The organism is Methylobacterium oryzae (assembly GCF_036441375.1).
Lineage (GTDB): Bacteria > Pseudomonadota > Alphaproteobacteria > Rhizobiales > Beijerinckiaceae > Methylobacterium > Methylobacterium oryzae_A.
This window is the reverse complement of sequence record NZ_MLCA01000001.1, coordinates 1,655,264-1,679,402: the sequence shown is the minus strand read 5'-3', so window position 1 is coordinate 1,679,402 and position 24,139 is coordinate 1,655,264. Positions and strand designations below refer to the sequence as shown.

Below are 24,139 nucleotides of genomic sequence, written 5' to 3'. Positions count from 1 at the left end.
GCGCGCCGGTGGGCGGTCGTGGCGCCGTACCCGCATTGGGTAAGCTATGCGCCGTCGCTTGAAAGCTATGCCCGCTCCACCGTCCGGGATCACGAATCCGTCGAGTCCGCGACGGCCTTCGCCTCAGACCCGGCTCTCTGGCTCGTCGACCACATCGCCACCCTGGAACCTCTCCTCGGGCTGCACAGGGAGGCCGTCGGCCCGCTCGTGGCCCGCCTCGTCCCGGAATTCGAGGCGGGACCCGGGGCGGCCGCGGACCTTGCGGCGCTGAACCTCTGGCCGGAACGCAGCACCCTCGCCCTTGGTCCATATCTCGATGCCTGGGAGCGAAGTTGGGGTATCGAGAAGCTTTGGTTGATAGACACGTTTTTCGCGTCGCCCGTCCATTGCCTGGGGCATGACGCCGAACTAGAACGTTTGCGGAACACACGGAGCGTTCGTGGGCGGCAAACGGGACAAGATCCAGCAGACGGTATCCGTCCGGCACCGCATGCCGGAGGAGATGGTCGCTTGGCTCGACCCGCACCGCCGCGAGCAGTCCAGCCAGACCCGCCTCGCCTACGTCCGCGCCGCGACCCGTACCGTCACCAAGCTGTCCACCGGGCAGCCGGTCGTCGCCTACGACGCCGTGCCCGAGAAGGACGTACGCCATGCCGTCCTCGCGCTTGTACCGCCGGTCAAGGGTGATTCCTGGTCGGTGAACTGCGCCGTCCGCCGCGGCATTGCCGCCCGCCGGCAGACGCCGGACGGCGGCGCCGTGTTCGGCTCCAAGAAAGAGATGCGGCGGCGGACCAAGGGCTTGATCGGCCACGACGAGATGGCCCGCAACCGGCTCCTGCCGTACCTTAGCTACGGCGACCGCCTGTACCGCGGCAACCGCACCGCGCGGCTAGTCCTCACAGATGCCGGGGGCAACGAGGTCGCCGCCAGGGCGCTGCCCGTCGACCCGCTGCCCAAGAAGCGCCAGCGCGAGTCGAAGAAGGGCCAGGCTTACGAAGGCATCGGGCGCTGGCTTCGCTCCGCCGCGCCGAAGGGCGCAAGCGTCGTCGACAGCCTCGCGCCGACGGTCGTGGTCACGGCACTGCGCCTGACCATATCCGGCGAGACGCGGCTTATCCCGCTCGTCCGCCAGCGCGGAAAGCAGGGCCGGCTTCTCGCCCGCGTGGCGTGGCTCGCCAGCCTGGGCGTGCTGAACGTGACCGTGCAGGTCGACGACGACAGCGTCCACGTCACGTTCGACCCGCTCGCCGTCGCGGACCATCCCGAGCGGATGGCGCCGACCGCCTTCGTCCTGGACCGGGCGCTCGGCATCGACCGCAACCCGAACGCCATCGGCGCCACGGTCCTCGACGTCGCCATGCGCGACGGCAAGCCGTGCCATGACCTGCCGGGCAAGGTCGTAGACCACCTGCTGGTCCAGCCCAACCTCGACCGCGACGCCGGTGCCGGCGAAACCGCCGAGGCGATGGCCAAGGCGGCGGATGCCGTCATCGGCTTGGCGCGCAAGCGCCGCTGTGGGCTGATCGTGGTGGAGCGGCTCAAGGGCCTGCGCGGCGGTAGCGGCGGCAAGGCCCTGAACCACCTGCTGTCGCGCTGGGCGCGGCAGCGGTTCCTGATCGCGCTGATGCGCCGTGCGGCGCTGTGTGGGATCAGGGTCATCGAGGTGTGGGCGGGGTACTCGACCACCATCGGCAACGTTTGTCACGACCTCCCCGATGCCTGCGCGGCGGCCGCCGAGATGGCGCGCCGCGGCCTGGCGCGGGAGGCTGACGAGGAGACACAGCTACTTCCGGCATATGACGGAGGCTACGTCCCGGGCAGGCTTCACGCCCTGCCGCCCGCGCCCGAGAGGCGCGCGGGTCCGCGGAAGGAAGGGACCGGGGCCGCAAGCCGCCCGAGCCACGCGGAGCGCGTCAGGCGCCTCGCCGTGCGGGCGGAGCACGTCACGGGCTGGAAGGAGTTGCACCGGGAACTACGCAAATCGGGCGTTCGGGCCCGTCGGCCGCATCCGGTGGGGGCGTCGAGCCTCTATGCGGCCGCCCGCTGCGGACCGTCGAAGCGGGGGAGGTGCTACCGCCCCCGCGGCGATGGCCTGGGCGCGACGCGGGGCCTTGGCTGACGGACACCCGTCAACCAAAGTTTCTCGCTACCCCGAAGTTGCGCTGCGACCGGCCGGCCCGGGCGTCTCCCTGGCCGGATACGCGACCTGCTCGGGGTGGGGGCGTGACCGCTGCCTGAGCCGTTCGACATCGTGATCCACCACAACCCGGAGTGCGGCACCTCCCGACACGCCCTGGCGATGATCCGCAACGCCGGCATCGAGCCGCACGTCGTCGAGTACCCGAAGACGCTTCGGAAGCCGTCCTTGGAGCCGGCGTCCCGGCAGGCGTGACCTTGCCGTCCGAGCCGGTCGCCGGGTCGTCCGGAAGCGCGGTCGCCCCTCCGGCGGCTCCGACCGGCAAAACCCACATCATGGCGCTGACAGGCGACCGTTGTTGTGGTTATTTTCAAAAACCCATAATATGGAGGCCATGGCGTCGCCATAGGATGGCTTTTGTGAACCGGGATCGCCTGACCCACGCCGTACGGCAGCGCCTGGTTCGCCTCCCGGCCCCGCACGACAGCCACTACGGCGTGGTGCCGCTTCCCCCGCCCGAGAACCACGTGTCGCTCGACGGGACGCTGGACCGCCTGGTCGCGGCCAGCGCCGCCCTCGGGAAGGTGCAGGCCATCGCCCGGGAGATGGCAGACCCCTACCTGATCAGCCGCATCCTCAAGCGCCAGGAGGCGGTGAGCTCGTCCTCCATCGAGGGGACCAACAGCACGCTCGACGAGCTCCTCGCCGTCGAGGACGCCGACGAGGACGGGCGGTCCGAGGTGCGGCAGGTCCGCGACTACGCGCAACTCCTGGACCGGGTGCTGCCGGATGCGATGGAGCGTGGCTACGGGGTCTTCGACCTCGACCTGGTCCGGCGCCTGCACGCGGAGGTGATGAGGTCGGACACGGACTACAAGGACGTGCCCGGCGAGCTTCGCGACAGCGTGGTCTGGATCGGCGGCAAGGGCCACATCGCCTACTCCACCTGGAATCCCCCGCCCCCCGCCCAGGTCCTCCCCTGCCTTCTCGAAACCATCGACTACCTGCGGAACGAGGGCATGCAGTCCATGACGCAGAACCTCGTGGTCCGCATGGCTGTGGCGCACGCGCACTTCGAGGCGGTGCACCCGTTCAGGGACGGCAACGGTCGCGTCGGGCGCCTGCTGCTGCCGCTGATGATGGCAGCGGAGGGGCAAGTGCCCCTGTACCTCTCGCCCTACATCGACGCGCACAAGGACCACTATTACGCGGCCCTGAAGGGCGCGCAGCAGCGGCTCGAATGGGAGGCCATCGTCGGCTTCGTCTCCGATGCGGTGGTCGCCACGGTGGACGAGTTGCTGGTCACGCGCGCGGCCCTCGCCACGTTGCGCGAGGATTGGACCGGCCGCCGCAGGTTCCGGAAGGGCGCGGCCTCGACGCGCGCGCTCGACCTGATCACCGACCACCCGGTCCTCACGGTGAAGCGCCTGGCCGGCCTGCTCGACGTCACCGTCGCGCAGGCGAACCAAGCGGTCGAGCAACTCGTCGAAGCGGGCATCCTCTCCGAGCGCACGGGCTACGCCCGCAACCGCATCTTCGCCGCGGCGGAGGTGCTCACCATCGTGAACAGGCCCTTCGGGCATCCTCCCGCACTTCCCGCGCAGGACGATGAAGCGGAGCCGGCCGAAGAGGCAGGGTCCTTCGGCTTCACGCGCTGAGGTTGCCCGTAGCCGGCAAGCCGCGAAGACGCGTCCCGTTCGTTCCAAGCCGATCAACCGCGACGCCGGTCCGCACGCGGTCGGTCAGCCTCGGCGTTCGTCCCGGCGACCTGACCGATCCGGCGCGGCAACTCGCGCGCGAGTGCGGTATTAGGTAGCAAACGCATATAGGAATCCGCTGGCCAAAACCGGATCGCGCCGGGCCCGAAACCCCCTGCGAACCGGAAGATCTGAGTTTTCCGGAATTTTCGCGATCGACACGCTGTTTAGGGTCTGCTACGGCCGTTTCCGGAAGGAGATTTCGGAAATGACCGGAAGCCTGGGCGACGAGCTGAAACGGGCGAACGACGAGGTCGAGGAAATAGCCTCCGGCCTGCGGGCCGCTATTCAGAAGGTGCAGGTCGATGCCGCCCAGGCAGTCGTGCGGCTAGTCGACGATGCCGATGCCAGGAAGGCCTCGCTGCTGGTCAGGATCTCCCACTTGCAGGCTCTGGTCGCAGACAGTCCCCCGGCCGAGTCGATGGACGCCAACCCCGAGCCGCGGCAGTCGGGTCTTTCAGCGACCGACGTCATTCTCACCGCCCTGCTCGAAGGGCCCATGTCCTCGAACGCGCTGGACAAAGCCGTGATGGATCAGGGGCTCCGCAAGGCATCTGCGGAGAAGGCGAAGTGGGTGTGTCGGACCAAGGGTTGGGCCACGCACGCCAAGAGGATTTGGACAATCACTCCCCAAGGGAGAGACAAGATCCTGGGGCAAGACAGCACCCAGGAAACATGAATGGCGCCGCCTCGCGGCGACGCCATTCATTATGCGGGCGTAGTTTAGTGGTAAAACGTAGTGCGCTGCCCACGCCTATTCACGGGTTCGATTCCCGTCGCCCGCTCCCGAGCTCGAACCCGCTGCCCCCACAGATTCAGAGGGGCAGCGGGTTGTCAAGAACGACGGCGGGTCACCCCGAGCGGTTTGTCGTCCTCGTCGAACGTGAGATCGAGCCCGGCCTCGCCCAAGGCTTCAGCTAAAGCTCTGGCATTGTTGGCGATTGGCGTACGGCGCCCCTTCTCGAAGTCTCGAACTGTGGACAACGAGACGCCGGCCTTCGCGGCGAGCTCTTCCTGCTTCCAATCCAGCCATGCCCTAGCGGCGCGGCACTGCTCAGGGGATATGACCATGGCTATTGAGGACAACTTTCAGGATCAACGCCAACGCCTAGCGTTGACATTCCAGATGTCCGACTCCACATCTGACGCCAACGGTGGGCGTTGGGATCATGCATGCGACTGGCAAGGGGGGCAAGGGGGAGGGGCAGCACTTCCTGCTGTCCGCCGCCGCTCGTCGCCTGTCCGTGGCCCAAGTCGCCAGGCTGGATGACGAAGAAGCCTATCGCCTCTTCTGTGGCATCCGTTGGTGCGCAACCGAAGGCGACCCTGTGTGTCCGCACTGCGGGTGCATCGCCGTCTACAAGCATGCCAAGCGCAGGATCTTCACGTGCAAGGCATGCCTGAAGCAGTTCAGCGTCACCTCCGGTACGATGTTCCACGGTAGGAAGATGCCGATCCGTGATTTGCTTGTGGCCATCGCGATCTTCACCAACGGTGCCAAGGGCCATTCGGCCCTGCATCTCGCCCGTGACCTATGCTGCCAGTACAAGACGGCATTCGTGCTCGCCCACAAGCTCCGGGAGGCCCTGGGCGCCGAGACGGAGACACGCCATGCCATGGGAGAGGTCGAAATCGACGGTGCGTATTTTGGAGGATACGTGAAGCCGGCCAACTGGAAGGTGGATCGGGTCGACCGGCGCTTCACGAAGAACCAGAACGGCAAGCGCCGGGTCGTCGTCATCATGCGCGAGCGCGGTGGCCGCACGCTGCCCTTCGTCGTCAGGCACGAGGTGGACTCGATCCCGACCCTGCAGGATCGGATCAAGCCGGGCAGCACCGTCCATGCCGACGAGGCGCGGTCCTGGGATGCGCTCACCTATGCCGGCCTCGGCCTGATGCGCATCAACCACCAGGAAGCCTACAGTGACGGCGACGCGTGCACGAACCAAGCCGAGTCGTTCTTCTCGCGCATCCGCCGTGCCGAGATCGGCATGCATCACCACATCGCCGGCCCGTACCTCGCGGACTACGCCCACGAGATGGCTTGGCGCGAGGATGCCAGGCGGATCGACAACGGCCAGCAGTTCCTGCTGATCGGTCTGGCAGCGCTGATCCACCCGCCATCGAAGCGATGGAAGGGCTACTGGCAGCGCGCCAAGCGGAAAGAGGCCGCCTGAGTAGGCGGATTTGGAGCCGTAAAACGAGCCTCCGTTCAAATGGCGTCGGGGTCGGTCGTGGCCAAGCCCTCACCGTGGTTCGGCAGCATCGGCGCAACCACTTCTCCTCGTCCGAGACGTCTCGACCAGAGCAGGTTCCCGGACGCGTCCGTGGCAGACCGGACTCTTCCTTCCTCACGGTGCGACCTTAGCGCCTTGGACACCCGACGGGTCACCTCCGAGATGAGCCGGCGGTCGCGGACGTCGTCGCCGCGCAGCGCCAGGATGCTCTGGGCCAGCTCACGAGACGTCAGGGGGCCATCGGCGTCCCGCAACTCACGCAGAAGGTTCCGCGTGAGTTCGCCTTGTCCGAACAGGACCTGCCGCTTCTGGCGGGGCATCGCCTCGTCGAGATTTCCGGTATGGCCTAGGACGGTTAGCGTCCGGTCCAGCGCCCCGATGTCGTTCCGGATTTCGGCCAGGCGGTCCCGGATGCGCTCCGCTTCGCCGAAGAGCTCCGCACGCTTCCGGATCAGTCCGGATACGGTATGGTCGGAGGATGAGAGTGTCCGGTTTTGCGGTATTAGGTAGCAAACGCATATAAACGTCCGTTCCTCATCCGGCCCGCTTCCGGCATCCTGATAGGATGACAAACCAGAAGCCTGAGCCGGCGACCACCACGATTTCGGGCTTGATCCGGAAGCGGGCCGAACTCTTCAGCGAGGCGGAACGCATTCGCGACCGGCTGGCCGAGATCCGGAATGACCTCGGTGCGCTGGACCGGACGCTGGCCGTCCTCGGCCATACCGGAAACCTTGACGACGCGATGCCCCGCCAGAAGCGGCAGGTATTGTTCGGCCAGGGCGAGCTCTCCCGCAGCTTAATGCGAGAACTTCGGGACGCAGACGGTCCCATGACGTCGCGCGAGCTAGCCCAGGGCATCCTCGCGCTGCGGGGCGACGACGTGCGCGACCGCCGGCTCATCTCCGAAGTGACGCGCCGGGTATCGAAGTCACTCAGGGCACATCGCGAGGAAGGTCGGGTACGCTCATCGACCGACGCATCGGGCAATTTGCTTTGGTCACGACGTCTGGGTCGAGGCGAAGTTGTCGACCCGACACAGATGCCCCCGTCTGGCATGGCCGAGAATTAACTCGGCGCGATCCTCTTGGCGCGCTGCCAATATCCCTTCCAGCGTGTAGAGGGCGGATGGATAAGGGCTGCCAAGCCCACCAGCAGGAACTGGGTGCCATTGTCGATCCGCCTGGCGTCCTCACGCCACGCCATCTCGTGCGCGTAGTCGTTGAGGTACGGTCCGGCGATGTGGTGGTGCATGCCGATCTCGGCGCGACGGATGCGCGAGAAGAACGACTCGGCGCCATTCGTGCACGCCTCACCGTCGCTATACGCCTCCTGATGGTTGATCCGCTTCACGTCGATGCCGGCGTAGTACAGCGCGTCCCACGACCGGGCCTCGTCTGCATGCACCGTGCTGCCTGGCCGGATGCGCTTCTCAAGTGTCTCCACCGACTGCACCTCGTGCCGGACCACGAACGGCAGAGTCCGGCCGCCCCGCTCGCGCATGACGATGACGACCCGCCGCTTGCCGTTCTGGTTCTTGGCCAGGCGACGGTCTACTCGGTTCTCACGCCAGTTGGCCGGCTTCACGTAACCACCAAAGTAGGCACCGTCGATCTCGATGGTGCCCATGGCCTCACGGGTCTTCGTCTCGGACCCTAAAGCTTCGCGAAGCTTGTGCGCGAGAACGAATGCCGTCTTGTATTGGCAGCTTAGGTCGCGGGCTAGATGTAGTGCCGAGTGCCCCTTCGCGCCGTTCGTAAAGATCGCGATGGCGACAAGGAGATCACGGATCGGCATCTTGCGCCCGTGGAACATGGTCCCCGACGTGACGCTGAATTGGCGCACACACGACTTACAGGTGAAGATCCGGCGCTTCGCGTGCCTGTAGACGGCGACGCACCCGCAGTGCGGGCACACGGGCTCGCCCTCGGTCGCGCACCAGCGGATGCCGCAGAACAGGCGATACGCCTCGTCGTCATCCAGTCGGGCGACTTGCGCGACAGAAAGACGGCGCGCGGCGGCGGACAGCAGGAAGTGCTGCCCCCGCCCCTTGCCCGACCTGCCCGCCGCGTGCATTCTGCCAACGCCCACCGTTGGCGTCAGATGTGGAATCGGACATCATGAATGTCAACGATAGGCGTTGGCGTTGATCCTGAAAGTTGTCTTCCACAGCCATGGTCATATCCCCTGAGCAATGCCGAGCCGCGAGGGCTTGGCTGGATTGGAAGCAGGAAGAGCTCGCCGCGAAGGCCGGCGTCTCGTTGTCCACAGTCCGCGATTTCGAGAAAGGGCGCCGCACGCCAATCGCCAACAACGCCAGAGCCTTAGCAGAGGCATTCGGTGAAGCCGGGCTCGATTTGACCTTCGACGAGGACGACAAACCCCTTGGCGTGGTCCGCCGGCGTTCTTGACAACCCGCTGCCCCTCTGAATCAGTGGGGCAGCGGGTTCGGTCTTGGGAGCGGACGACGGGAATCGAACCCGTGTTTAAGGCCTGGGCAGGGCTTTCGTGGTACCACTACACTACGTCCGCATGATGAATGGCGTCGCCGCAAGGCGACGCCATTCACGTTTCCTGGGTGCTGTCTTGCCCCAGGATCTTGTCACTCCCTGCGGGAGTAATCTTCCAGATACGCTTCGAGTGGCTGGCCCAGCCATTGTGCCGGCATGTCCACTTGGCCTTCTCAGCGGACGCCTTGCTCAGGCCCTGCGCCATCACCGCCGTGTCGAGCGCGTTTGCTGACTTCGGACCGTCCAGCAGCGCTGTGAGGATCGCCTCGGTCGCAGACAGTCCCGGCTTCTTAGGCTCGTGAACGGCCTCGACCGGCACCGGAGTGGGTTCCGTTCCGACCAATGCCTTCAGGTACGAGATCCTGACCAACAGCGCCGACTTTCGGGCGTCGGCCTCATCGATGAGCCGCACGATGGCGTCGGCGGCATCCACGTGCACCTTCCGGATAGACGCCTGAAGGCCGGAGGCGACCGCCTCGACCTCCTCGCTCGCCCGTTTCAGCTCGTCGTCCAGGCTTCCGGCCATTTCCGAAACTCCTTCCGGAAACGGCCGTAGCAGACCCTGGGCGGGATGTCGATCGCCGGAATTCCAGAAAGTTCCGAACTTCCGGTTCTGCCGTCGCTGACGGGGTAAAGACTCCGGTTTTAGGAGGCCGGATTCTTATATGCGTTTGCTACCTAATACCGCGGTTTTGCATCCCGGCATGATACCGGACCTCGGTCCGACCTTGCACGGACGTCTATATGCGTTTGCTACCTAATACCGCGCGAGTGCGGTCCGCCGGAAGGGGGACATCTTCTCGGGCAGGCAGGCGACGACCGGCCAGATCGTCCTGTTCGGCCTGATTGGTGGCCTGATCCCATGCCCGGCCGCCATCACCGTCCTGCTTCTGTGCATCCAACTCAAGCAGTTCAGCCTTGGCTTCGCACTGGTCGTCTGTTTCAGCGTCGGCTTGGCGCTCACGATGGTCTCAGCCGGCGTCATCGCGGCGCTCAGCGTTCGGCACGTGGCGACCCGCTGGTCCGGCTTCAGTGCGTTCGCCCGGCAGGCCCCCTACGCGTCGGCCGCCTTGATCGTGCTGGTTGGCCTCTACACGGGCTGGCTCGGCTGGGAGGGCATTCGACACAGCCATCCGGACCATGCCGCTATGTGGACCGAGCTCGTCCCGGCCTGAGGAATCCCGCTTTCACGACCCTTGACCTTCCCATCATGGGAAGCCCCATCTCGACGTGACACCACCGGAAGGAGAGCGTCATGTACCGCTACAAGGTCGAGAAGATGGGTTGCGGCGGCTGCGCCAAGTCCGTGACCCGCGCCGTCCAGGGCGTCGAGCCGGGCGCCAGCGTCGAGGTCGACCTGGGGGCTAAGCTCGTCACCGTATCGGGCGCCACGGGGCCCGCCGACCGTATCGCCACCGCCATTTCCGCCGCCGGCTACCCCGCCGTGCCGGCCTGAGGCCCGGCGCAACCAACCTGCGCGTTCGCCGTTCCTGAAACCGTCGGCTGGGTTTCGCGCCGGCCCGGAATTTGGCATCCTGGATTCGTGACGTTCTGGCTCGCCCTCCGGCGACTGTTGCCGCTCCTGGCGGTCCTCAGCCTCGCCCTGACGCCGGTGACCGCCCCCGCGGCCACCGCGGGCATGCACGCGTCGATGGCCCACGGCCGTCACGCGACGGGCCCTGCCGACCCCGGCATGGCTGGGATGGATCACGCCGCCATGGGTCACCACGCGGCCATGGCGGCTGACATGGCTGGCATGGACATGGACGACATGCCGTGCTGCCCGAAGGCCGAGGCCGCCAAGCCCGACTGCGCCAAGGGCTGCCCGCTGATGGCCCTGTGCCTGGCGAACGTGGCCTCGCTTCTGCCCGTCGCGGTCCCGGTCCCGGTGCCCGTCGCCACCCGCGCGAGCGTGATCTGGCCGGACCCCACCACCTTCGCCAGCGTGCACGGGACGCCGTTACCCGAGCCACCCCGAGCCTGAACCCGATGCCGCCGGCGCTTGCGCCGGCACGGTGACGCGCGCCCGCGCGCTGCCATCCATCGCGTTCAGGAGACATCACCCGTGACCAAGAACCCCTTCGCGCGCGCCGTGCCGGCCGCGCTGCTCGGCGCCGCCCTCGCGGCGTCGGCGCTGACCGTGCCCGCCCGTGCGGACATCAAGGACTACCAGTTCCAGCTCGTGCAGCAGGAGGCGAAGGTCGGCGAGGCCATCGTCGCCGTGCGTCTCGTGGACAAGCGCACGGGCAAGCCGGTGCCCGACGCCGTCATCTTCGCCAAGCGCCTCGACATGGCTCCCGACAGCATGGACGAGATGGTCACCAAGATCGAGCAGGTGCCGTCGACCGAGCCGGGCGTGTACCGCTTCAAGGCCAAGCTCTCGATGGCCGGTGGCTGGCGTCTCTCCCTCGGGGCCAAGGTCCAGGGCGAGAACGGCACGGTCGAGGACAAGCTCGTCTTCCAGGCCGTCAAGTGAGCCGGTCGGCATGGCTCGCCGGGACCCTCGCCGCGTTCGCGGCGGGGGGCGTCGGCTACGTCGCCGGGCACGGGGCCCCCGCCGTGCCGGCGTTCGTGGAACGGGCCCGATCCGAGTTCGTGCCGGCGCTGGTGGGGCGCGTCCCCGTGCGGTTCGCCGGTTGGCTGCCAGCCGGCATGGGACGGGCGGCTGCGCCCGCCTCGGCGAAGGCGTCCGGGCCGGTGGTCTATTATCAGGACCCCGACGGGAAGCCGGTCTACTCGGCGTCCATGATGGCGACCGAGGACGGGCGCGAGTTCCGGGCCGTCCGGGCGAGCGAGGACGTCCGCTTCGACGACCCGGAGGGAGGGGAAGCCATGCCCGGCGACATGGCCGGGCACGACATGTCCAAGCATGCCATGGCCGGCATGGCGCAGGGCGAGACCGCCAAGCCGGCCGGGGGCGCCCGCAAGATCCTCTACTATCGCAACCCGATGGGCCTGCCCGACACCTCGCCGGTGCCGAAGAAGGACTCGATGGGGATGGACTACATCCCCGTCTATACAGGGGAGGACGAGGGCGGGAACGTCGTGACCGTCTCGCCCGGCAAGGTCCAGCGCACCGGCGTGCGCACCGAGGTCGTGGACCGGCGGGTCGTGGCGCAACCGGTGCGCGTGCCTGGCACGCTCGCCCTCGACGAGCGGCGCGTGACCGTCATCGCCACCCGGTCCGACGCCTACGTTGACCACGTCGAGAACGTCACGACGGGCGACCGCGTCCGCAAGGGCCAGGCGCTGGTCCACGTCTACTCGCCCGAGATCAACGCGGCCGCGGCCCAGCTCATCGCCAACCCGGGCTTCGACGGGGCGCGCCGCAGGCTCCAGAACCTGAACGTCTCCGAGGCGGTCATCGACGAGATGGAGCGCACCCGGAAGGTGCCGATGGCCATCACCTGGTCATCAGCCCGGGACGGCATCGTGCTGCAGCGGACCGCCGTCGAGGGCATGAAGGCGGCGGCCGGCGATACCCTGTTCCGCATCGGCGACATCTCGACGATGTGGGTGCTGGCCGACGTGCCCGAGCGCGATCTCGCCTCGGTGCGCGTGGGCCAGTCCGTCACCGTGCGCCTGCGCTCTGCCCCGGGCCGGACGTTCGCCGGCAAGGTGTCGGTGATCTACCCGCAGGTGAACCCCGATACCCGGGCGACGCGGGTGCGCATCGAGTTGCCGAACCCGGACGGCGCGCTCCTGCCCGACATGTACGCCGACGTCGAGATCGGCACGGGCGATGCCAAGCCGGTCGTGGCCGTGCCGGACGACGCGGTCATCGACACCGGCGAGCGGCAGGTGGTCCTCCTCGACCGCGGCGAGGGCCGGTTCGAGCCCAGGGAGGTGAAGGTCGGCGTCCGCGGCGAGGGCTACACCGAGATCCGGGACGGCGTCTCGGCCGGCGACCGGGTGGTCACGGCGGCGAATTTTCTGATCGACGCCGAGAGCAACCTCAAGGCCGCGCTCCAGTCCCTTGCCGCCCCGAAAGATGCCAAGGACGACCGCCAGGCGTCGAACGCGGGGGGCAAGCCGTGATCGCGCGCCTCATCGGCTGGTCGGCCCGAAACCTTGTCCTGGTGCTGATCGGGACGGTGTTCGCGGTAGCGACCGGCGTCCTCGCGCTGCGGACACTGCCGCTCGACGCCATCCCCGATCTCTCGGACGTGCAGGCCATCGTCTATACCGAGTACCCGGGCCAAGCGCCCCAGGTCGTCGAGGACCAGGTCACCTACCCGCTGACCACCGCCATGCTGACGGTGCCGAAGGCGAAGGTGGTGCGCGGCTTCTCGTTCTTCGGCGTGTCCTTCGTCTACGTCATCTTCGAGGACGGCACCGACCCGTACTGGGGCCGCTCCCGGGTGCTGGAGTACCTCAACGCGGCCGGCAGCAAGCTTCCGGCGGGCGTGACGCCGACCCTCGGCCCCGACGCGACCGGCGTCGGCTGGGTCTACCAGTACGTCGTCGTGGCGAGGGAGCGGACGCTCGCCGAGCTCCGCTCGATCCAGGACTGGGTGATCCGCTTCGGGGCCTCGCGCGCGGAGGGCGTGGCCGAGGTTGCGGGCGTCGGCGGCTTCGTGAAGCAGTACAACGTCGTGGTCGACCCGAACCGGCTGCGGGCGCAGGGCATCAGCCTCAACAAGCTCCGGGACGCCATCCGGTCGAGCAACGCCGATGTCGGCGGCCGCACGGTCGAGCTCTCCGAGTTCGAGTTCATGGTGCGCGGGCGGGGCTACCTGAAGGGGGTCGCCGACATCGAGAACATCGTCCTCAAGACCTCCGGCGGCACGCCGCTGCGGGTGCGGGACGTCGCCCGCGTCGAGCTCGGGCCGGACGAGCGGCGCGGCATCACCGAGATGAACGGCGAGGGTGAGGTCGCCGGCGGCATCGTCCTGCAGCGCTTCGGCGCCAACGCACTCAGCGTCATCGAGGGGGTCAAGGCGAAGCTGGCCGAGGTCGCGAAAAGCCTGCCGGCCGGCACGGAGATCCTGCCGGTCTACGACCGCTCCCAACTCATCGACGCGGCCATCGATACCCTGCGGCACACGCTGGTCGAGGAGAGCATCGTCGTCTCCCTCGTCTGCGTCGTCTTCCTCCTGCACGTCCGCAGCGCGCTGGTGGCCATCCTCATGCTGCCGGTCGGCATCCTGATGGCGCTCGCCGGCATGAAGGCGTTCGGAATCGGCGCCAACATCATGAGCCTGGGCGGCATCGCCATCGCGGTCGGCGCCATGATCGACGCCGCCATCGTGATGATCGAGAACGCCCACAAGCACCTGGAGCGGGCGCCGCCGGGCAAGCCCCGGGTCGAGATCCTGGTCGAGGCGGCGAGCGAGGTCGGGCCGTCGCTGTTCTTCTCGCTCCTCGTCATCACGGTGAGCTTCCTGCCGATCTTCACCCTGGAGAGCCAGGAGGGCCGGCTATTCGGCCCGCTCGCCTACACCAAGACCTTCGCCATGGCGGCCGCCGCGCTCCTGTCGGTGACCCTGGTGCCGGCCCTCATGGTGCTGTTCGTGCGCGGCCGCATCATCCCGGAGCACCACAACCCGCTCAACCGCCTGCTCATCTGGCTGTACCGGCCGCTCATCGCCGGCGTGCTGCGGGCGCGGGTGCTCACCATCCTGCTCGCCGTGGGCGTGCTGGCGGCAACTGTCTGGCCGGCCCGGCAGCTCGGCTCCGAGTTCATGCCCGACCTCGACGAGGGCAGCCTGCTCTACATGCCGACCACCCTGCCGGGGATTTCGGTCACCAAGGCGGGCGAGTTGCTGGCCACCCAGGACCGCATCATCAAGTCCTTCCCCGAGGTGGCCTCGGTCTACGGCAAGGCCGGCCGCGCCAGCACCGCCACCGATCCGGCGCCGATGGAGATGTTCGAGACGGTCATCGCCCTGAAGCCCAAGGCGGAGTGGCGGCCGGGCGTGACGCTGGCGAGCCTCAAGGCGGAGATGGACGCGGCCCTGCAGTTCCCGGGCGTGTCGAACGCCTGGACGCAGCCGATCCGCGCCCGCATCGACATGCTCTCGACCGGCATCCGGACGCCGGTCGGCATCAAGGTGCTGGGCACCGACCTGAAGCAGATGGAAGGCGTCGCCCGGCAGGTCGAGGCGGTGGTCCGGAACGTGCCCGGCACGTCGAGCGCCTACGCCGAGCGGGTCATCGGCGGCTACTTCCTCGACATCACGCCGGACCGCGAGGCGCTGGGCCGCTACGGCCTGATGGTCGGCGACGTGCAGGACGTCATCGCCACGGCGCTCGGCGGCCAGGCCGTGACGAACACCGTCGAGGGCCGGGAGCGCTACACGGTGAACGTGCGCTACCCTCGCGCCTTCCGCTCGGACCCGCGGGCCATCGCCGACGAGGTGCAGGTGCCCTTGCCGGCCGGCGGCACGGTGCCCCTGCGGGAGGTGGCCAAGGTCGAGCTGACCCGCGGCCCGACCTCGATCCGCACCGAGAACGGGCAGCTCGCGGTCTACGTCTTCGTCGACATCGCCGGCCGAGACCTCGGCGGCTACGTGGCGGAGGCGCGCCGGGCCGTGGCCGACGAGGTCAAGCTGCCCCAGGGGACGACGCTCCAGTGGAGCGGGCAGTACGAGTACCTGGAGCGGGCCGAGGCGCGGCTGCGGATCGTGGTGCCGCTGACGCTGCTCGTCGTCTTCCTGCTGCTCTACCTCAACTTCCGGCGCCTGACCGAGACGCTCATCGTGATGCTCTCGCTGCCCTTCGCCCTGGTCGGCGGGGTGTGGCTGCTCTGGTGGATGGGCTTCAACATGTCGGTCGCGGTGGCGGTAGGCTTCATCGCGCTCGCCGGCGTCGCGGCGGAGACCGGCGTGATCATGCTGGTCTACCTCGACCATGCCCTCGACGAGGTCCGGGCCGATTGCGCGCGAGAGGAGCGCCCGTTCACGCGCGCGGACCTGCGGCGCGCCATCATGGTCGGCGCGGTCGAGCGCGTGCGTCCGAAGATGATGACGGTGGTCGCCATCATGGCCGGACTCCTGCCCATCCTCTGGAGCACCGGCGCGGGGTCGGAGGTCATGCAGCGCATCGCGGTGCCGATGATCGGCGGGATGGTCTCCTCGACCGTCCTCACCCTGGTTGTGATCCCGGCGGTCTACGCGCTGGTGAAGGGGTGGGGCCTGCCGCCGTCCGATGCCGTCGCGCCCGAGGCGGTGGAAGAGGACATGCGGCTGCCCGAGGCGGCCGAGTGAGTGCGAACGGGAGAAGGCGATGGGAAGCGATATGATGCCGTCACGACGTGCGATGCTCGCAGGGTTGGCGGCGGGGTTGGCTCTTGGGCGCGGCGCCCTGGCGCAGGGCCTGCCGACGGTCGCGGTGACCAAGGACCCCAACTGCGGCTGCTGCGAGAAGTGGGTGACCCACCTGCGCGAGGCCGGCTTCACGGTGACGGTGACCGAGGGCCCCGTGAACCCCGTGAAGGCGCGCCTCGGGGTGCCGCGTGACCTCGCCTCCTGCCACACCGCCCAGGTCGGCGGCTACGCAATCGAGGGGCACGTGCCGGCCGGCGCGATCAAGCGCCTGCTGGCGGAGCAGCCCAAGGCCACCGGGCTGGCGGTGCCGGGCATGCCGGCCGGTTCGCCCGGCATGGAGGTCGAGGGCATGGAGCCGGACACCTACGAGGTCGTCCTGTTCGGGCCGGCCGGACGTGAGCCGTTCGCCTCCTACCGGGGAGCGAACCCGGCGTGACACCTTTCGGCGGGCCGCGTCACCGTGGACCGGGACCCGATGCAGGGGCCGGCTCCGCCTCCGCCGGCGGAACCGGAGGCGGCGGGGCCGCCGCGCGCGACACGGTCGCCCGCGCCTTCTGCGCCGCCTTCCGCTCGGGGTGCTCGAACGCCTCGGAGAACTGCTCGGCCTCCGTCGCCGTCATCCCGACGCCGGGCTCCCGGGCGATCTCGCGCCAGCGCGCGACCGCGTCCTCGACCTCGCCCAGAGCCTCCTTGGCGTCCTTGGCCTTCAGGCTGAACCGGCCGGCGGCGCGCAGCGCCTCGTCGACGCTCGCATCGGGGCCGCTGTCCTCGTGAATCCAGGTCTTCAGCAGGCGCGCCTTGTCCGGGAAGGGGTTCACGTCGAAGGCCGGGGCCAGTCGCCAGTGTCCGTTCCCCACATGCAGGAAGCCGTGGTTGTTGAGGTGGTCGTCGACGTTCGTGATCAGGATGTTGAGGACCATCCGCTTCCAGAGCTCGCGCGCGTCCTTGGCGAAGGCGAGGGCCGTGGTCCGCATCGTGTCGGCCATCTCGGTGTAGGTGTGGTCGTCGTCGTCGGTCACGCCCATGAGCGTGCGCGCGGAGGCGTACATGAGACGGCGCTCCCCGATCCGGTCGAACCGGCGCACCAACGCGACCGGCGTGTCGTTGGCGTGGACGATGCGGGCCTGCGCGGCCTCGATGCCCGCCGCGGCGGCCAGGCGGAGGGCGAGCACCTCGCCCTTCGTCACCGCGCGCTCGTCGCGCACGCTCGGGAACTTCCCGATGCACAGGGTGCCATCCTCGTCGAAGACGGACGCCTTGGGGCGCATCCCGTCGAGCGAGGTGCCGCGCCCGAGCAGGTAGCGCAGGTCGGCTGCCGTCTCCGTGTTCGTCTCGACGGCGCGGCTCGCCCTGAGCAGGTCCGCCAACGTGACGAGGGGCGGTGTGCCGCGTCGGCTGGGCTCCGAGACCCGCTGGAAGACCCCCGCGCCATCGCGCAGGCGCAACGCGCCCAGGCGGCTGACGTCGTCGACCGCCAGCAGGTAGTCGAGCCCGTCGACCGGGCGTCCGTCCACGGGTTCGCCGCGGTCCGCGGCATCCCTGCGCCGCTTGGCCCTGTCGCGGTTGATCACCACCTTGCCCCACCCGTCGGGTTCGCTGTCGGCGAAGCAGCCGAAGAACACGGACGCGCGCGCGCTCGTGCCCTTGGCGGGAAACTGCGCGCCCCCGACCAGCGGCAGGGCCGGGTCGATCATGAAACGACCCGCGCGCGCGAGCCACGCCCGGTCGTACTCGAAGGAGGAGCTCTCCCGATTGCCGGAAGCCGCATGGCGGAGAACGCCCACCTTGGTCACCTCGTCGTCGAGGTAGACGTCCATCGCGCGGTTCATCCCCTGGCCTCCGCCGTCCGCCGCACGCGCTTGGGCAGGCGCGCCTCCTCCATCAGCAGGCCGGCGTCGTCCCCGCGCGGGTCGGCGAGATCCCCGAGCGCGGGGCCCAGGCCGAGCGCGTGCAGGGCCATCGCGTAGGCGCCCATGCCGACCGAGGCCTCCCCGTGCTCGACCCGGGCATAGGTCGCCTTCGACAGCCCGGTGCGTTCCAGCATCATCTCGACGGTGAGGCGACGCTTGCGCCGGGCGAGCGCGATGTCGCGGCCCAGCTTCTTCAGGGAGCGCCGCACGGACATGGGCATCACGTCACCCGTCCCGGATCGCATCATACGCCTCGTTCATGAACCGCAATGGCAGTTTGAGGATCATACATGATCCGTTATCCGGCGTCCACGAGGAATGCCCTACAAACCCCTCACAAGGGATTATATATGATCCAAATGCACGCGATACGGTTCATGCATGATACCGTAAGGCTACTCCCCCGTGCCCTCGTCCGAACTCGGTGACTGGCCCGGCCCCCGCCGGGCCTTGACCTTCCCATGATGGGAAGCCCCATCTGTGCCTGACGCCATCCACGGGAGAACGTCATGCATCGCTTCAAGGTCGAGAAGATGGGCTGCGGCGGCTGCGCCAAGTCGGTGACCCGCGCGGTCCAAGGCATCGAGCCGAACGCCCGAGTCGAGGTCGAGCTCGGAGCCAAGCTAGTGACCGTGTCGGATGCCGCCGGCCCGGCGGACCGGATCGCCCAGGCCATCGCCGCGGCGGGCTTCCCGGCCGAGCCGCTGCCCGCGGCGGCTTGAAACGCCGCGACGGCAACCAAATTTGCTTGCAGGCATTCACGTCTCAACGGCGGACATAGTCCCGCCACCGGAATCGGTGTAAGCCAGAACTCATGAGCCTCGACCGGCAAATCGTGCGCCTGATGGCGGCGATGATCCTCGCGATCATCGCCTACGTCGCGCCGTCCGCCGTCCAGGCCCACGAGGGGCACGCGCACCACGGCCACCACGCCGCGGCGCAGCCGAAGTTCGCCCCGTCGCCGGCGCCTAAGGCCGTCGCGCCCACGGTCTCCGCGGCGCCCAAGGTCGCCGTCCGGGCCGTAATGTCGGCATGGGCCAGGGTCGCGCTCGCCCCGACCACGGTCGACGGCGCGCGCATCGAGCCGGAACAGGACGAGTGCTGCCCGGTCGGCTGCAAGACCCGCTGCTGCGGGACGATGGCCTGCTGCGCCACCGGCGTCCTGTCCGGGCCCTATGCCCTGTCGCCGGCTCTGTTCCGGACCGTCACGCTGATCCCGCGCGACGTCGCCGGCCGTTCGGGCGCCGGCCCCGAGGCCCTGCCCAAGCCCCCACGAACCCTCGCGTGAAGTAGGGCGCGCCTGAGGCGCGCGACGCCCGGAGTGCGCCCGAGAACGGCGCCGTCTGGACTTCCCGACGCGAGGATTCCTGTTCATGTCGACCCGTTTTGCCGCCGCCCTGCGCGCGGTGGCGCTGCTTGCCGCCGCCCTGCGCGCGGTGGCGCTGCTTGCCGCCGTCCTGGCGGGGCCGGCGCTCGCCCACGAGGGGCACGACCACGGCGCCGCCCAGCCCCCTGTCTCGAAGACCATCGCCCCGCGCGGCGAGGCGCTCTCGGACGCCTTCGAGCTCGTCGCCATCCCGCGCGACGGGACCCTGACGCTGTTCCTCGACCGCTTCCGGACGAACGAGCCGGTGCCCGGCGCGACCATCGAGGTCGAGACGCCGGACGGTCCCAAGGTCGCGACCGCCACGACCGACGGCGGCTACGCGCTGCCGGCCCCGTGGCTGTCGAAGCCGGGCCGGCACGAACTCGTCGCGACCGTCACCGCGGGCAAGGACGTCGACGTGCTCACCGTCGCGGTCACCGTGCCCGACCCGAAGGTCGCCGCGGCCGCGGCGCCTGCCAAGCCGGCCACGGCTCAGGCTGCCCTGGCGCGCGTCTCCGAGGTCGCCCACGACGTCCGGGAGCGGCTGACGGCCAAGGACCCGGCCCTGGTGGCCGCGGTCGCCGTCGCCTTCTTGCTCGGCGTGCTCGTGACGGCGCTCGCACGCGGGCGCCGTGGCGCTCCGGCGGTGGCGCTGGTCGCCATCGGCATCACCATCGTCCTCGGCACCGCCGCCTTCGCGCACGGCGACGAGGATCACGGCGCGCCCGTGCAGGGCGCCGCCCTGATCGAGCCGCGCCAGACCACGCCGGCCTCGTCGGACCTCGCGCAGCGCCTGCCCGACGGCTCCGTCTTCGTGCCGAAACCGACCCAGCGCCTGCTGGTCCTGCGCACTACCATGACCGAGCAGGGCAGCTTCCACCGCTCGGTCGAGATGCCCGGCCGCATCATCCCGGACCCGAACGCCAGCGGTGTCGTGCAGTCCTCGGTCGGCGGCCGTCTCTCGCCGCCGCCGTCCGGCCTGTTCCCGCGCCTCGGCACCAAGGTGCGCAAGGGCGACGTGCTCGCGACCGTGACCCCGCCGGTCCAGGCCGTCGACGTCTCCGACATGCGCCAGCGCCAGGGCGAACTCGACCAGCAGATCGCCATCGTCGAGCGTCGGGTCGAGCGTTTCCGGAAGCTCGCCACGACCGGCGCCGTCGCCCAGACCCAACTCGACGATGCGGTCGCCGAGCTCAACGGGCTGCACGACCGCCGCGCGGCCCTCGACAAGATCAGGCAACAGCCCGAGACCCTGGTCGCCCCCGTCGACGGCGTGGTGGCGCAGGCGACCGCGGTCGCCGGCCAGATGGCGGCACCCGGCGCCATGGTCTTCCAGATCGTCGACCCGAACCGCCTCTGGGTCGAGGCGCTGAGCTTCGATGCCCTGACGGCGGCCCAGAACGCCACGGCGCGGCTCGCCGACGGGCGCACCCTGAAGCTCGCCTACCAGGGCACGGGGCTGGCCGACCGCAACCAGGCCATCCCGGTGCAGTTCGCGGTGCAGGGCGACGCCTCCGGCCTGCGCGTCGGCCAGTTCGTCACCGTGCTGGCCGGGACCGACACCGAGCAGTCCGGCCTGGCGCTGCCGCGCGCGGCGGTCGTGCGCACCGGCAACGGGCAGGACGTCGTCTACGAGCACACCACCGCCGAGCGCTTCGAGGCCCGGCCCGTGCGCGTAGAGCCGCTCGACGGCGGCCGCGTGCTGGTCGCCGAGGGGATCGGACCCGGCAAGCGGGTCGTGACCCAGGGCGCCGAGCTCCTCGACCAGGTGCGCTGAGGAGGGCCGCCCGATGTTCACCTTCCTTGTCAGCCAGTCGGTCCGCAACCGCCTGCTCGTCCTCGCCATGGCCACGGTGCTGGTGCTCTACGGCGTCTTGACCGCGACCAAGCTCCCGGTCGACGTCTTCCCCGACCTCAACAAGCCGACCGTCACCATCATGACGGAGGCCGAGGGCTACGCCCCCCAGGAGGTCGAGCAGCTCGTCACCTACCCCATCGAGACCCGGATGAACGGGCTGCCGGGGGTGACCCGGGTGCGCTCGGTCTCGGGCGTGGGGCTGTCCATCACCTACGTCGAGTTCGACTGGGGCACGGACATCTACCGCAACCGCCAGCAGGTCGCCGAGCGGCTGTCCCTGGTGCAGGACCAGCTTCCCCGGGGCGTGACCCCGGTCATGGGGCCGATCTCCTCCATCATGGGGCAGATCCTGCTGGTGGCGGTGACCGGCGAGACCGCGACCCCGATGCAGGTGCGCGAGGTCGCCGACTTCACCATCCGGCCCCGGCTCCTCACCATTCCGGGCGTGGCGCAGGTCATCCCCATCGGGGGCGAGGTGCGCCAGTTCCGGGTCAGCCCGAACCCGGCCGCCATGCGCGCGCTCGGGGTGACGAACGCCCAGCTTGAGACGGCGCTGGCGCAGTTCGGCACCAATGCCGGCGGCGGCTTCACCGACCAGCATTCCCGCGAGTACCTCATCCGGAACATCGGCCGGACCATGAGCCTCGACGACCTGCGCAACCTCGTGGTCGCGACGGTCGCCGAGACGCCGGTCCACTTGCGCCAGGTGGCCGAGGTCTCCTTCGCCGCCCGGACGAAGCGGGGCGACGCCGGCTACATGGCCAAGCCCTCGGTCATCGTCTCGGTCGAGAAGCAGCCGGACGTCGACACCGTGCGGCTGACCCGCAGCATCGAGACCGCCCTGAAGGAGATGTCGCCGACCCTGCCGGCCGGCATCCGAGCCGACCAGGTCCTGTTCCGGCAGGCCGACTTCATCGAGACCTCGATCCGCAACGTCGAGCGCGTCCTGTTGGAGGCGGTGCTGGTGGTGGCGGTGGTGCTGTTCGCCTTCCTGCTGAACCTGCGCACCACGGCCATCTCGCTGCTCGCCATCCCGGTCTCGGTGCTGACGACCGCGGTGGTGTTCCACCTGTTCGGGCTGTCCATCAACACGATGACGCTGGGCGGGCTGGCCATCGCCATCGGCGAGCTCGTCGACGACGCGGTGGTCGACGTCGAGAACATCTTTCGCCGGCTCGGCGAGAACCGGCGGGCCGGCAACCCGAAGAGCGTGTTCCAGGTGGTGGTCGAGGCCTCGAACGAGGTGCGCTCCGGCATCGTCTACGCGACGCTGATCATCATCCTGGTGTTCGTGCCGCTCTTCGCACTGTCGGGCATCGAGGGCCGGCTCTTCGCGCCGCTGGGGCAGGCGTACATCATCTCGATCCTGGCGAGCCTCCTCACCTCCATCACCCTGACGCCGGTGCTGGCCTCGCTCCTGCTGCCGGGCTTGAAGAACCTGGAGGAGCACGACAGCCGCTTCCTGAAGCTGCTCAAGCGCGGCAACGCCGCCCTCCTGCGGGTCGCCTTCCGCCACAAGGGCCTGCTGGTCGGCACCGTCGCGGCGGCGGTGATGGCCGCGGGCGTGGCCGCCTGGAACCTGCCGCGGGCCTTCCTGCCGCCGTTCAACGAGGGCTCGTTCACCGTCAACATGACCTTCAACCCGGGCATCTCGCTCGCCGAGAGCAACCGGGTCGGGCTGATCGCCGAGAAGCTGCTCTTGGACATCCCGGGCGTGAAGGCGGTCGGCCGCCGAACCGGCCGGGCCGAGCTCGACGAGCACGCCGAGGGCGTCCACTCGTCCGAGATCGAGGTGGCGCTCGACGAAGGCGCCAAGCGTCCGAAGGAGTCCTTCGTCGCCGACATCCGCGGGCGCCTCGCGGCCCTGCCGGTGGCGGTCAACGTCGGCCAGCCGATCTCGCACCGGCTCGACCACATGCTCTCGGGCGTGCGCGCCGAGATCGCGCTCAAGGTGTTCGGCGAGGACCTCGACGCCCTGCGCCGGGTGGCCAACTCCCTGCGCGACCGGATGGCCGCGATCCCGGGCCTCGTCGACCTGCAGGTCGAGCGGCAGGTGCGCATCCCGCAGTTGGAGGTGCGCGTCGACTACACCCGGGCGGCCCTCTACGGCGTGCAGCCGGCGGCGGTCGTCGAGCAGATCAGCCGCCTATCGAACGGACGGGTGGTCTCGACGGTCGTCGACGGCGTGCGCCGCTTCGACGTGGTCCTGCGCCTCTCGGAGAACCGCCGGACCACGACCGGGCTGGGCGACCTGCTGCTGGAGACGCCCTCGGGCTGGGTGCCGGCGCGGCAGGTCGCCGACATCCGCGAGACCGACGGGCCGAACCAGATCCTGCGCGAGAACGCCCGGCGCCGCATCGTCGTCCAGGCCAACACCAACGGCGAGAGCGACATGGCCACCATCGTGGCGGCCATCCGCGAGGCCGTGGCGAAGGAGCCGCTGCCGCCGGGCTTCTTCACCAGCCTGGAGGGGACATTCCAGGCGCAGGAGGAGGCGAGCCGGACCATCGCGGCGCTCTCAGCGCTGTCCCTGGCCCTGGTCTTCGCCATCCTGTTCAGCCGCTACCGCTCGGCCGCGCTGGCCCTCATCATCATGGGCAACGTGCCGCTCGCCCTGATCGGCTCGGTGGCGGCCCTGTGGCTGGTCGGGCAACCGCTCTCGGTGGCGTCGATGATCGGCTTCATCACGCTGACCGGCATCGCGGCGCGCAACGGCATCCTCAAGATCAGCCACTACCTGAACCTGTCGCTGCACGAGGGCGTGCCGTTCGGACCCGACCTCGTCATCCGCGGCAGCCTGGAGCGGCTGACCCCGGTGCTGATGACGGCGCTCTCGGCCGGCGTCGCCCTGGTGCCGCTGCTCTACGACGCGGCGAGCCCGGGCAAGGAGATCCTGCACCCGGTCGCGGTGACGATCTTCGGCGGCCTCGTCAGCGCGACGCTGCTCGACACCTTCCTGACCCCCGTCCTGTTCCTGCGCTTCGGCCGCAAGCCGCTGGAGCGGCTGCGCGCCCTCCACGCCGAGGCGCCGGCCCACCCATCCCCGGACGGAGCGCGCCCGCGCCCGGCCGAGGCCTACTGACCCGCACATCCCAG

General features: G+C 69.2%; 22 protein-coding genes, 2 tRNA genes and 2 pseudogenes. 19 read left to right on the top strand and 7 right to left on the bottom strand.

From position 1 onward, the window contains the following. The first annotated feature begins 439 nt into the window (after nucleotides 1-439). The 5 genes and pseudogenes from MOTC310_RS07990 to MOTC310_RS07970 all read left to right on the top strand — a co-directional run bounded on the left by MOTC310_RS07990 (nucleotide 440) and on the right by MOTC310_RS07970 (nucleotide 4,679). Nucleotides 440-2,119, top strand: a complete 1,680-nt coding sequence (locus MOTC310_RS07990) for a hypothetical protein (RefSeq protein ID WP_331301401.1) — start codon at nucleotides 440-442, stop codon at nucleotides 2,117-2,119. 111 nt (nucleotides 2,120-2,230) lie between these two features. Continuing rightward, nucleotides 2,231-2,350 (top strand): annotated as a pseudogene (locus tag MOTC310_RS07985) (arsenate reductase); the annotation flags it as partial. Nucleotides 2,351-2,556: 206 nt separating this feature from the next. After that, nucleotides 2,557-3,795, top strand: a complete 1,239-nt coding sequence (locus MOTC310_RS07980; protein WP_331301400.1) for a Fic family protein — start codon at nucleotides 2,557-2,559, stop codon at nucleotides 3,793-3,795. A 307-nt stretch (nucleotides 3,796-4,102) separates the two neighbouring features. Further along, nucleotides 4,103-4,573, top strand: a complete 471-nt coding sequence (locus MOTC310_RS07975; protein WP_331301399.1) for a hypothetical protein — start codon at nucleotides 4,103-4,105, stop codon at nucleotides 4,571-4,573. A 33-nt stretch (nucleotides 4,574-4,606) separates the two neighbouring features. Then, nucleotides 4,607-4,679: transfer RNA gene (locus MOTC310_RS07970), tRNA-Gly, on the top strand. Between the two features lie 49 nt (nucleotides 4,680-4,728). On the opposite strand, the gene MOTC310_RS07965 is transcribed toward MOTC310_RS07970, so the two are convergent. Beyond that, the gene (locus MOTC310_RS07965) at nucleotides 4,729-4,965 is read right to left on the bottom strand and encodes a helix-turn-helix domain-containing protein (RefSeq protein ID WP_331301398.1); all 237 of its coding nucleotides are present in this window, start codon (nucleotides 4,963-4,965) and stop codon (nucleotides 4,729-4,731) included. Between the two features lie 98 nt (nucleotides 4,966-5,063). Between MOTC310_RS07965 and MOTC310_RS07960 the strand changes: the two genes are divergently transcribed. Then, nucleotides 5,064-6,071 carry an IS1595 family transposase gene (locus MOTC310_RS07960; RefSeq protein WP_331301397.1) on the top strand — a complete coding sequence of 336 codons (1,008 nt, stop codon included), beginning with the start codon at nucleotides 5,064-5,066 and terminating at the stop codon, nucleotides 6,069-6,071. 35 nt (nucleotides 6,072-6,106) lie between these two features. Here the strand turns inward: MOTC310_RS07960 and MOTC310_RS07955 are convergent, their stop codons facing one another. After that, nucleotides 6,107-6,703, bottom strand: coding sequence for a hypothetical protein (locus tag MOTC310_RS07955; RefSeq protein ID WP_331301396.1), 597 nt, complete (start codon nucleotides 6,701-6,703; stop codon nucleotides 6,107-6,109). Between MOTC310_RS07955 and MOTC310_RS07950 the strand changes: the two genes are divergently transcribed. Continuing rightward, nucleotides 6,697-7,203, top strand: coding sequence for a hypothetical protein (locus MOTC310_RS07950; RefSeq protein WP_331301395.1), 507 nt, complete (start codon nucleotides 6,697-6,699; stop codon nucleotides 7,201-7,203). The two genes, MOTC310_RS07955 and MOTC310_RS07950, sit on opposite strands and share 7 nt — an antisense overlap. Here MOTC310_RS07950 and MOTC310_RS07945 read toward each other — a convergent pair. Next, nucleotides 7,200-8,207, bottom strand: a complete 1,008-nt coding sequence (locus MOTC310_RS07945; protein ID WP_331301394.1) for an IS1595 family transposase — start codon at nucleotides 8,205-8,207, stop codon at nucleotides 7,200-7,202. The two genes, MOTC310_RS07950 and MOTC310_RS07945, sit on opposite strands and share 4 nt — an antisense overlap. Nucleotides 8,208-8,290: 83 nt before the next feature. Here MOTC310_RS07945 and MOTC310_RS07940 point away from each other — a divergent pair, with 83 nt between their 5' ends. Beyond that, nucleotides 8,291-8,542, top strand: a complete 252-nt coding sequence (locus tag MOTC310_RS07940; RefSeq protein ID WP_287081510.1) for a helix-turn-helix domain-containing protein — start codon at nucleotides 8,291-8,293, stop codon at nucleotides 8,540-8,542. A gap of 48 nt (nucleotides 8,543-8,590) precedes the next feature. On the opposite strand, the gene MOTC310_RS07935 is transcribed toward MOTC310_RS07940, so the two are convergent. Further along, nucleotides 8,591-8,663: transfer RNA gene (locus tag MOTC310_RS07935), tRNA-Gly, on the bottom strand. A gap of 33 nt (nucleotides 8,664-8,696) precedes the next feature. After that, a complete protein-coding gene (locus MOTC310_RS07930) occupies nucleotides 8,697-9,167 on the bottom strand; it encodes a hypothetical protein (protein ID WP_331301393.1) in 471 nt (156 codons plus the stop codon). A 271-nt stretch (nucleotides 9,168-9,438) separates the two neighbouring features. Here MOTC310_RS07930 and MOTC310_RS07925 point away from each other — a divergent pair. The 7 genes and pseudogenes from MOTC310_RS07925 to MOTC310_RS07895 all read left to right on the top strand — a co-directional run. Beyond that, a pseudogene (locus MOTC310_RS07925) lies at nucleotides 9,439-9,816 on the top strand (HoxN/HupN/NixA family nickel/cobalt transporter); the annotation flags it as partial. Nucleotides 9,817-9,896: 80 nt separating this feature from the next. Next, entirely contained in the window at nucleotides 9,897-10,097 is a 201-nt protein-coding gene (locus MOTC310_RS07920) for a heavy-metal-associated domain-containing protein (RefSeq protein ID WP_331301392.1), read from the top strand. Nucleotides 10,098-10,184: 87 nt separating this feature from the next. Next, entirely contained in the window at nucleotides 10,185-10,625 is a 441-nt protein-coding gene (locus MOTC310_RS07915) for a hypothetical protein (protein WP_331301391.1), read from the top strand. 81 nt (nucleotides 10,626-10,706) lie between these two features. Continuing rightward, entirely contained in the window at nucleotides 10,707-11,117 is a 411-nt protein-coding gene (locus MOTC310_RS07910) for a FixH family protein (RefSeq protein ID WP_266280556.1), read from the top strand. Then, complete coding sequence (locus MOTC310_RS07905) at nucleotides 11,114-12,679, top strand: efflux RND transporter periplasmic adaptor subunit (RefSeq protein WP_331301390.1); 1,566 nt, start codon at nucleotides 11,114-11,116, stop codon at nucleotides 12,677-12,679. Before MOTC310_RS07910 ends, MOTC310_RS07905 begins: the two co-directional genes overlap by 4 nt. Then, nucleotides 12,676-15,849: an efflux RND transporter permease subunit gene (locus MOTC310_RS07900; protein WP_331301389.1), complete on the top strand. Its 3,174-nt coding sequence runs from the start codon at nucleotides 12,676-12,678 to the stop codon at nucleotides 15,847-15,849. The genes MOTC310_RS07905 and MOTC310_RS07900 overlap by 4 nt, the downstream gene beginning before the upstream one ends. A 19-nt stretch (nucleotides 15,850-15,868) precedes the next feature. Beyond that, nucleotides 15,869-16,345, top strand: coding sequence for a DUF411 domain-containing protein (locus MOTC310_RS07895; RefSeq protein ID WP_331301388.1), 477 nt, complete (start codon nucleotides 15,869-15,871; stop codon nucleotides 16,343-16,345). A gap of 19 nt (nucleotides 16,346-16,364) precedes the next feature. Here the strand turns inward: MOTC310_RS07895 and MOTC310_RS07890 are convergent, their stop codons facing one another. Both MOTC310_RS07890 and MOTC310_RS07885 read right to left on the bottom strand, forming a co-directional pair. Further along, nucleotides 16,365-17,738 (bottom strand): type II toxin-antitoxin system HipA family toxin, encoded by a 1,374-nt coding sequence (locus MOTC310_RS07890; protein ID WP_331301387.1) that lies wholly within the window; start codon nucleotides 17,736-17,738, stop codon nucleotides 16,365-16,367. Beyond that, a complete protein-coding gene (locus MOTC310_RS07885) occupies nucleotides 17,735-18,040 on the bottom strand; it encodes a helix-turn-helix domain-containing protein (RefSeq protein WP_331301485.1) in 306 nt (101 codons plus the stop codon). The genes MOTC310_RS07890 and MOTC310_RS07885 overlap by 4 nt, the downstream gene beginning before the upstream one ends. 288 nt (nucleotides 18,041-18,328) lie before the next feature. On the opposite strand from MOTC310_RS07885, the gene MOTC310_RS07880 reads away from it, so the two are divergent. From MOTC310_RS07880 to MOTC310_RS07865, 4 genes are all read left to right on the top strand, one after another. Then, nucleotides 18,329-18,541: a heavy-metal-associated domain-containing protein gene (locus tag MOTC310_RS07880; protein ID WP_091881988.1), complete on the top strand. Its 213-nt coding sequence runs from the start codon at nucleotides 18,329-18,331 to the stop codon at nucleotides 18,539-18,541. Between the two features lie 92 nt (nucleotides 18,542-18,633). Then, the gene (locus MOTC310_RS07875) at nucleotides 18,634-19,107 is read left to right on the top strand and encodes a hypothetical protein (protein ID WP_331301386.1); all 474 of its coding nucleotides are present in this window, start codon (nucleotides 18,634-18,636) and stop codon (nucleotides 19,105-19,107) included. An 85-nt stretch (nucleotides 19,108-19,192) separates the two neighbouring features. After that, entirely contained in the window at nucleotides 19,193-20,962 is a 1,770-nt protein-coding gene (locus MOTC310_RS07870; RefSeq protein ID WP_331301385.1) for an efflux RND transporter periplasmic adaptor subunit, read from the top strand. Between the two features lie 13 nt (nucleotides 20,963-20,975). Further along, nucleotides 20,976-24,125, top strand: a complete 3,150-nt coding sequence (locus MOTC310_RS07865) for an efflux RND transporter permease subunit (protein ID WP_331301384.1) — start codon at nucleotides 20,976-20,978, stop codon at nucleotides 24,123-24,125. The last annotated feature ends 14 nt before the right edge of the window (nucleotides 24,126-24,139 follow it).

Bases quoted from the DNA above. Each gene is read 5' to 3' on its own strand.
- MOTC310_RS07865 (WP_331301384.1), top strand. From the start codon at position 20,976: ATGTTCACCTTCCTTGTCAGCCAGTCGGTCCGCAACCGCCTGCTCGTC.
- MOTC310_RS07890 (WP_331301387.1), bottom strand. From the start codon at position 17,738: ATGAACCGCGCGATGGACGTCTACCTCGACGACGAGGTGACCAAGGTG.
- MOTC310_RS07875 (WP_331301386.1), top strand. From the start codon at position 18,634: ATGAGCCTCGACCGGCAAATCGTGCGCCTGATGGCGGCGATGATCCTC.
- MOTC310_RS07945 (WP_331301394.1), bottom strand. From the start codon at position 8,207: ATGCACGCGGCGGGCAGGTCGGGCAAGGGGCGGGGGCAGCACTTCCTG.
- MOTC310_RS07930 (WP_331301393.1), bottom strand. From the start codon at position 9,167: ATGGCCGGAAGCCTGGACGACGAGCTGAAACGGGCGAGCGAGGAGGTC.
- MOTC310_RS07920 (WP_331301392.1), top strand. From the start codon at position 9,897: ATGTACCGCTACAAGGTCGAGAAGATGGGTTGCGGCGGCTGCGCCAAG.
- MOTC310_RS07975 (WP_331301399.1), top strand. From the start codon at position 4,103: ATGACCGGAAGCCTGGGCGACGAGCTGAAACGGGCGAACGACGAGGTC.
- MOTC310_RS07870 (WP_331301385.1), top strand. From the start codon at position 19,193: ATGTCGACCCGTTTTGCCGCCGCCCTGCGCGCGGTGGCGCTGCTTGCC.
- MOTC310_RS07960 (WP_331301397.1), top strand. From the start codon at position 5,064: ATGCATGCGACTGGCAAGGGGGGCAAGGGGGAGGGGCAGCACTTCCTG.
- MOTC310_RS07885 (WP_331301485.1), bottom strand. From the start codon at position 18,040: ATGCCCATGTCCGTGCGGCGCTCCCTGAAGAAGCTGGGCCGCGACATC.
- MOTC310_RS07965 (WP_331301398.1), bottom strand. From the start codon at position 4,965: ATGGTCATATCCCCTGAGCAGTGCCGCGCCGCTAGGGCATGGCTGGAT.
- MOTC310_RS07895 (WP_331301388.1), top strand. From the start codon at position 15,869: ATGGGAAGCGATATGATGCCGTCACGACGTGCGATGCTCGCAGGGTTG.
- MOTC310_RS07950 (WP_331301395.1), top strand. From the start codon at position 6,697: ATGACAAACCAGAAGCCTGAGCCGGCGACCACCACGATTTCGGGCTTG.
- MOTC310_RS07880 (WP_091881988.1), top strand. From the start codon at position 18,329: ATGCATCGCTTCAAGGTCGAGAAGATGGGCTGCGGCGGCTGCGCCAAG.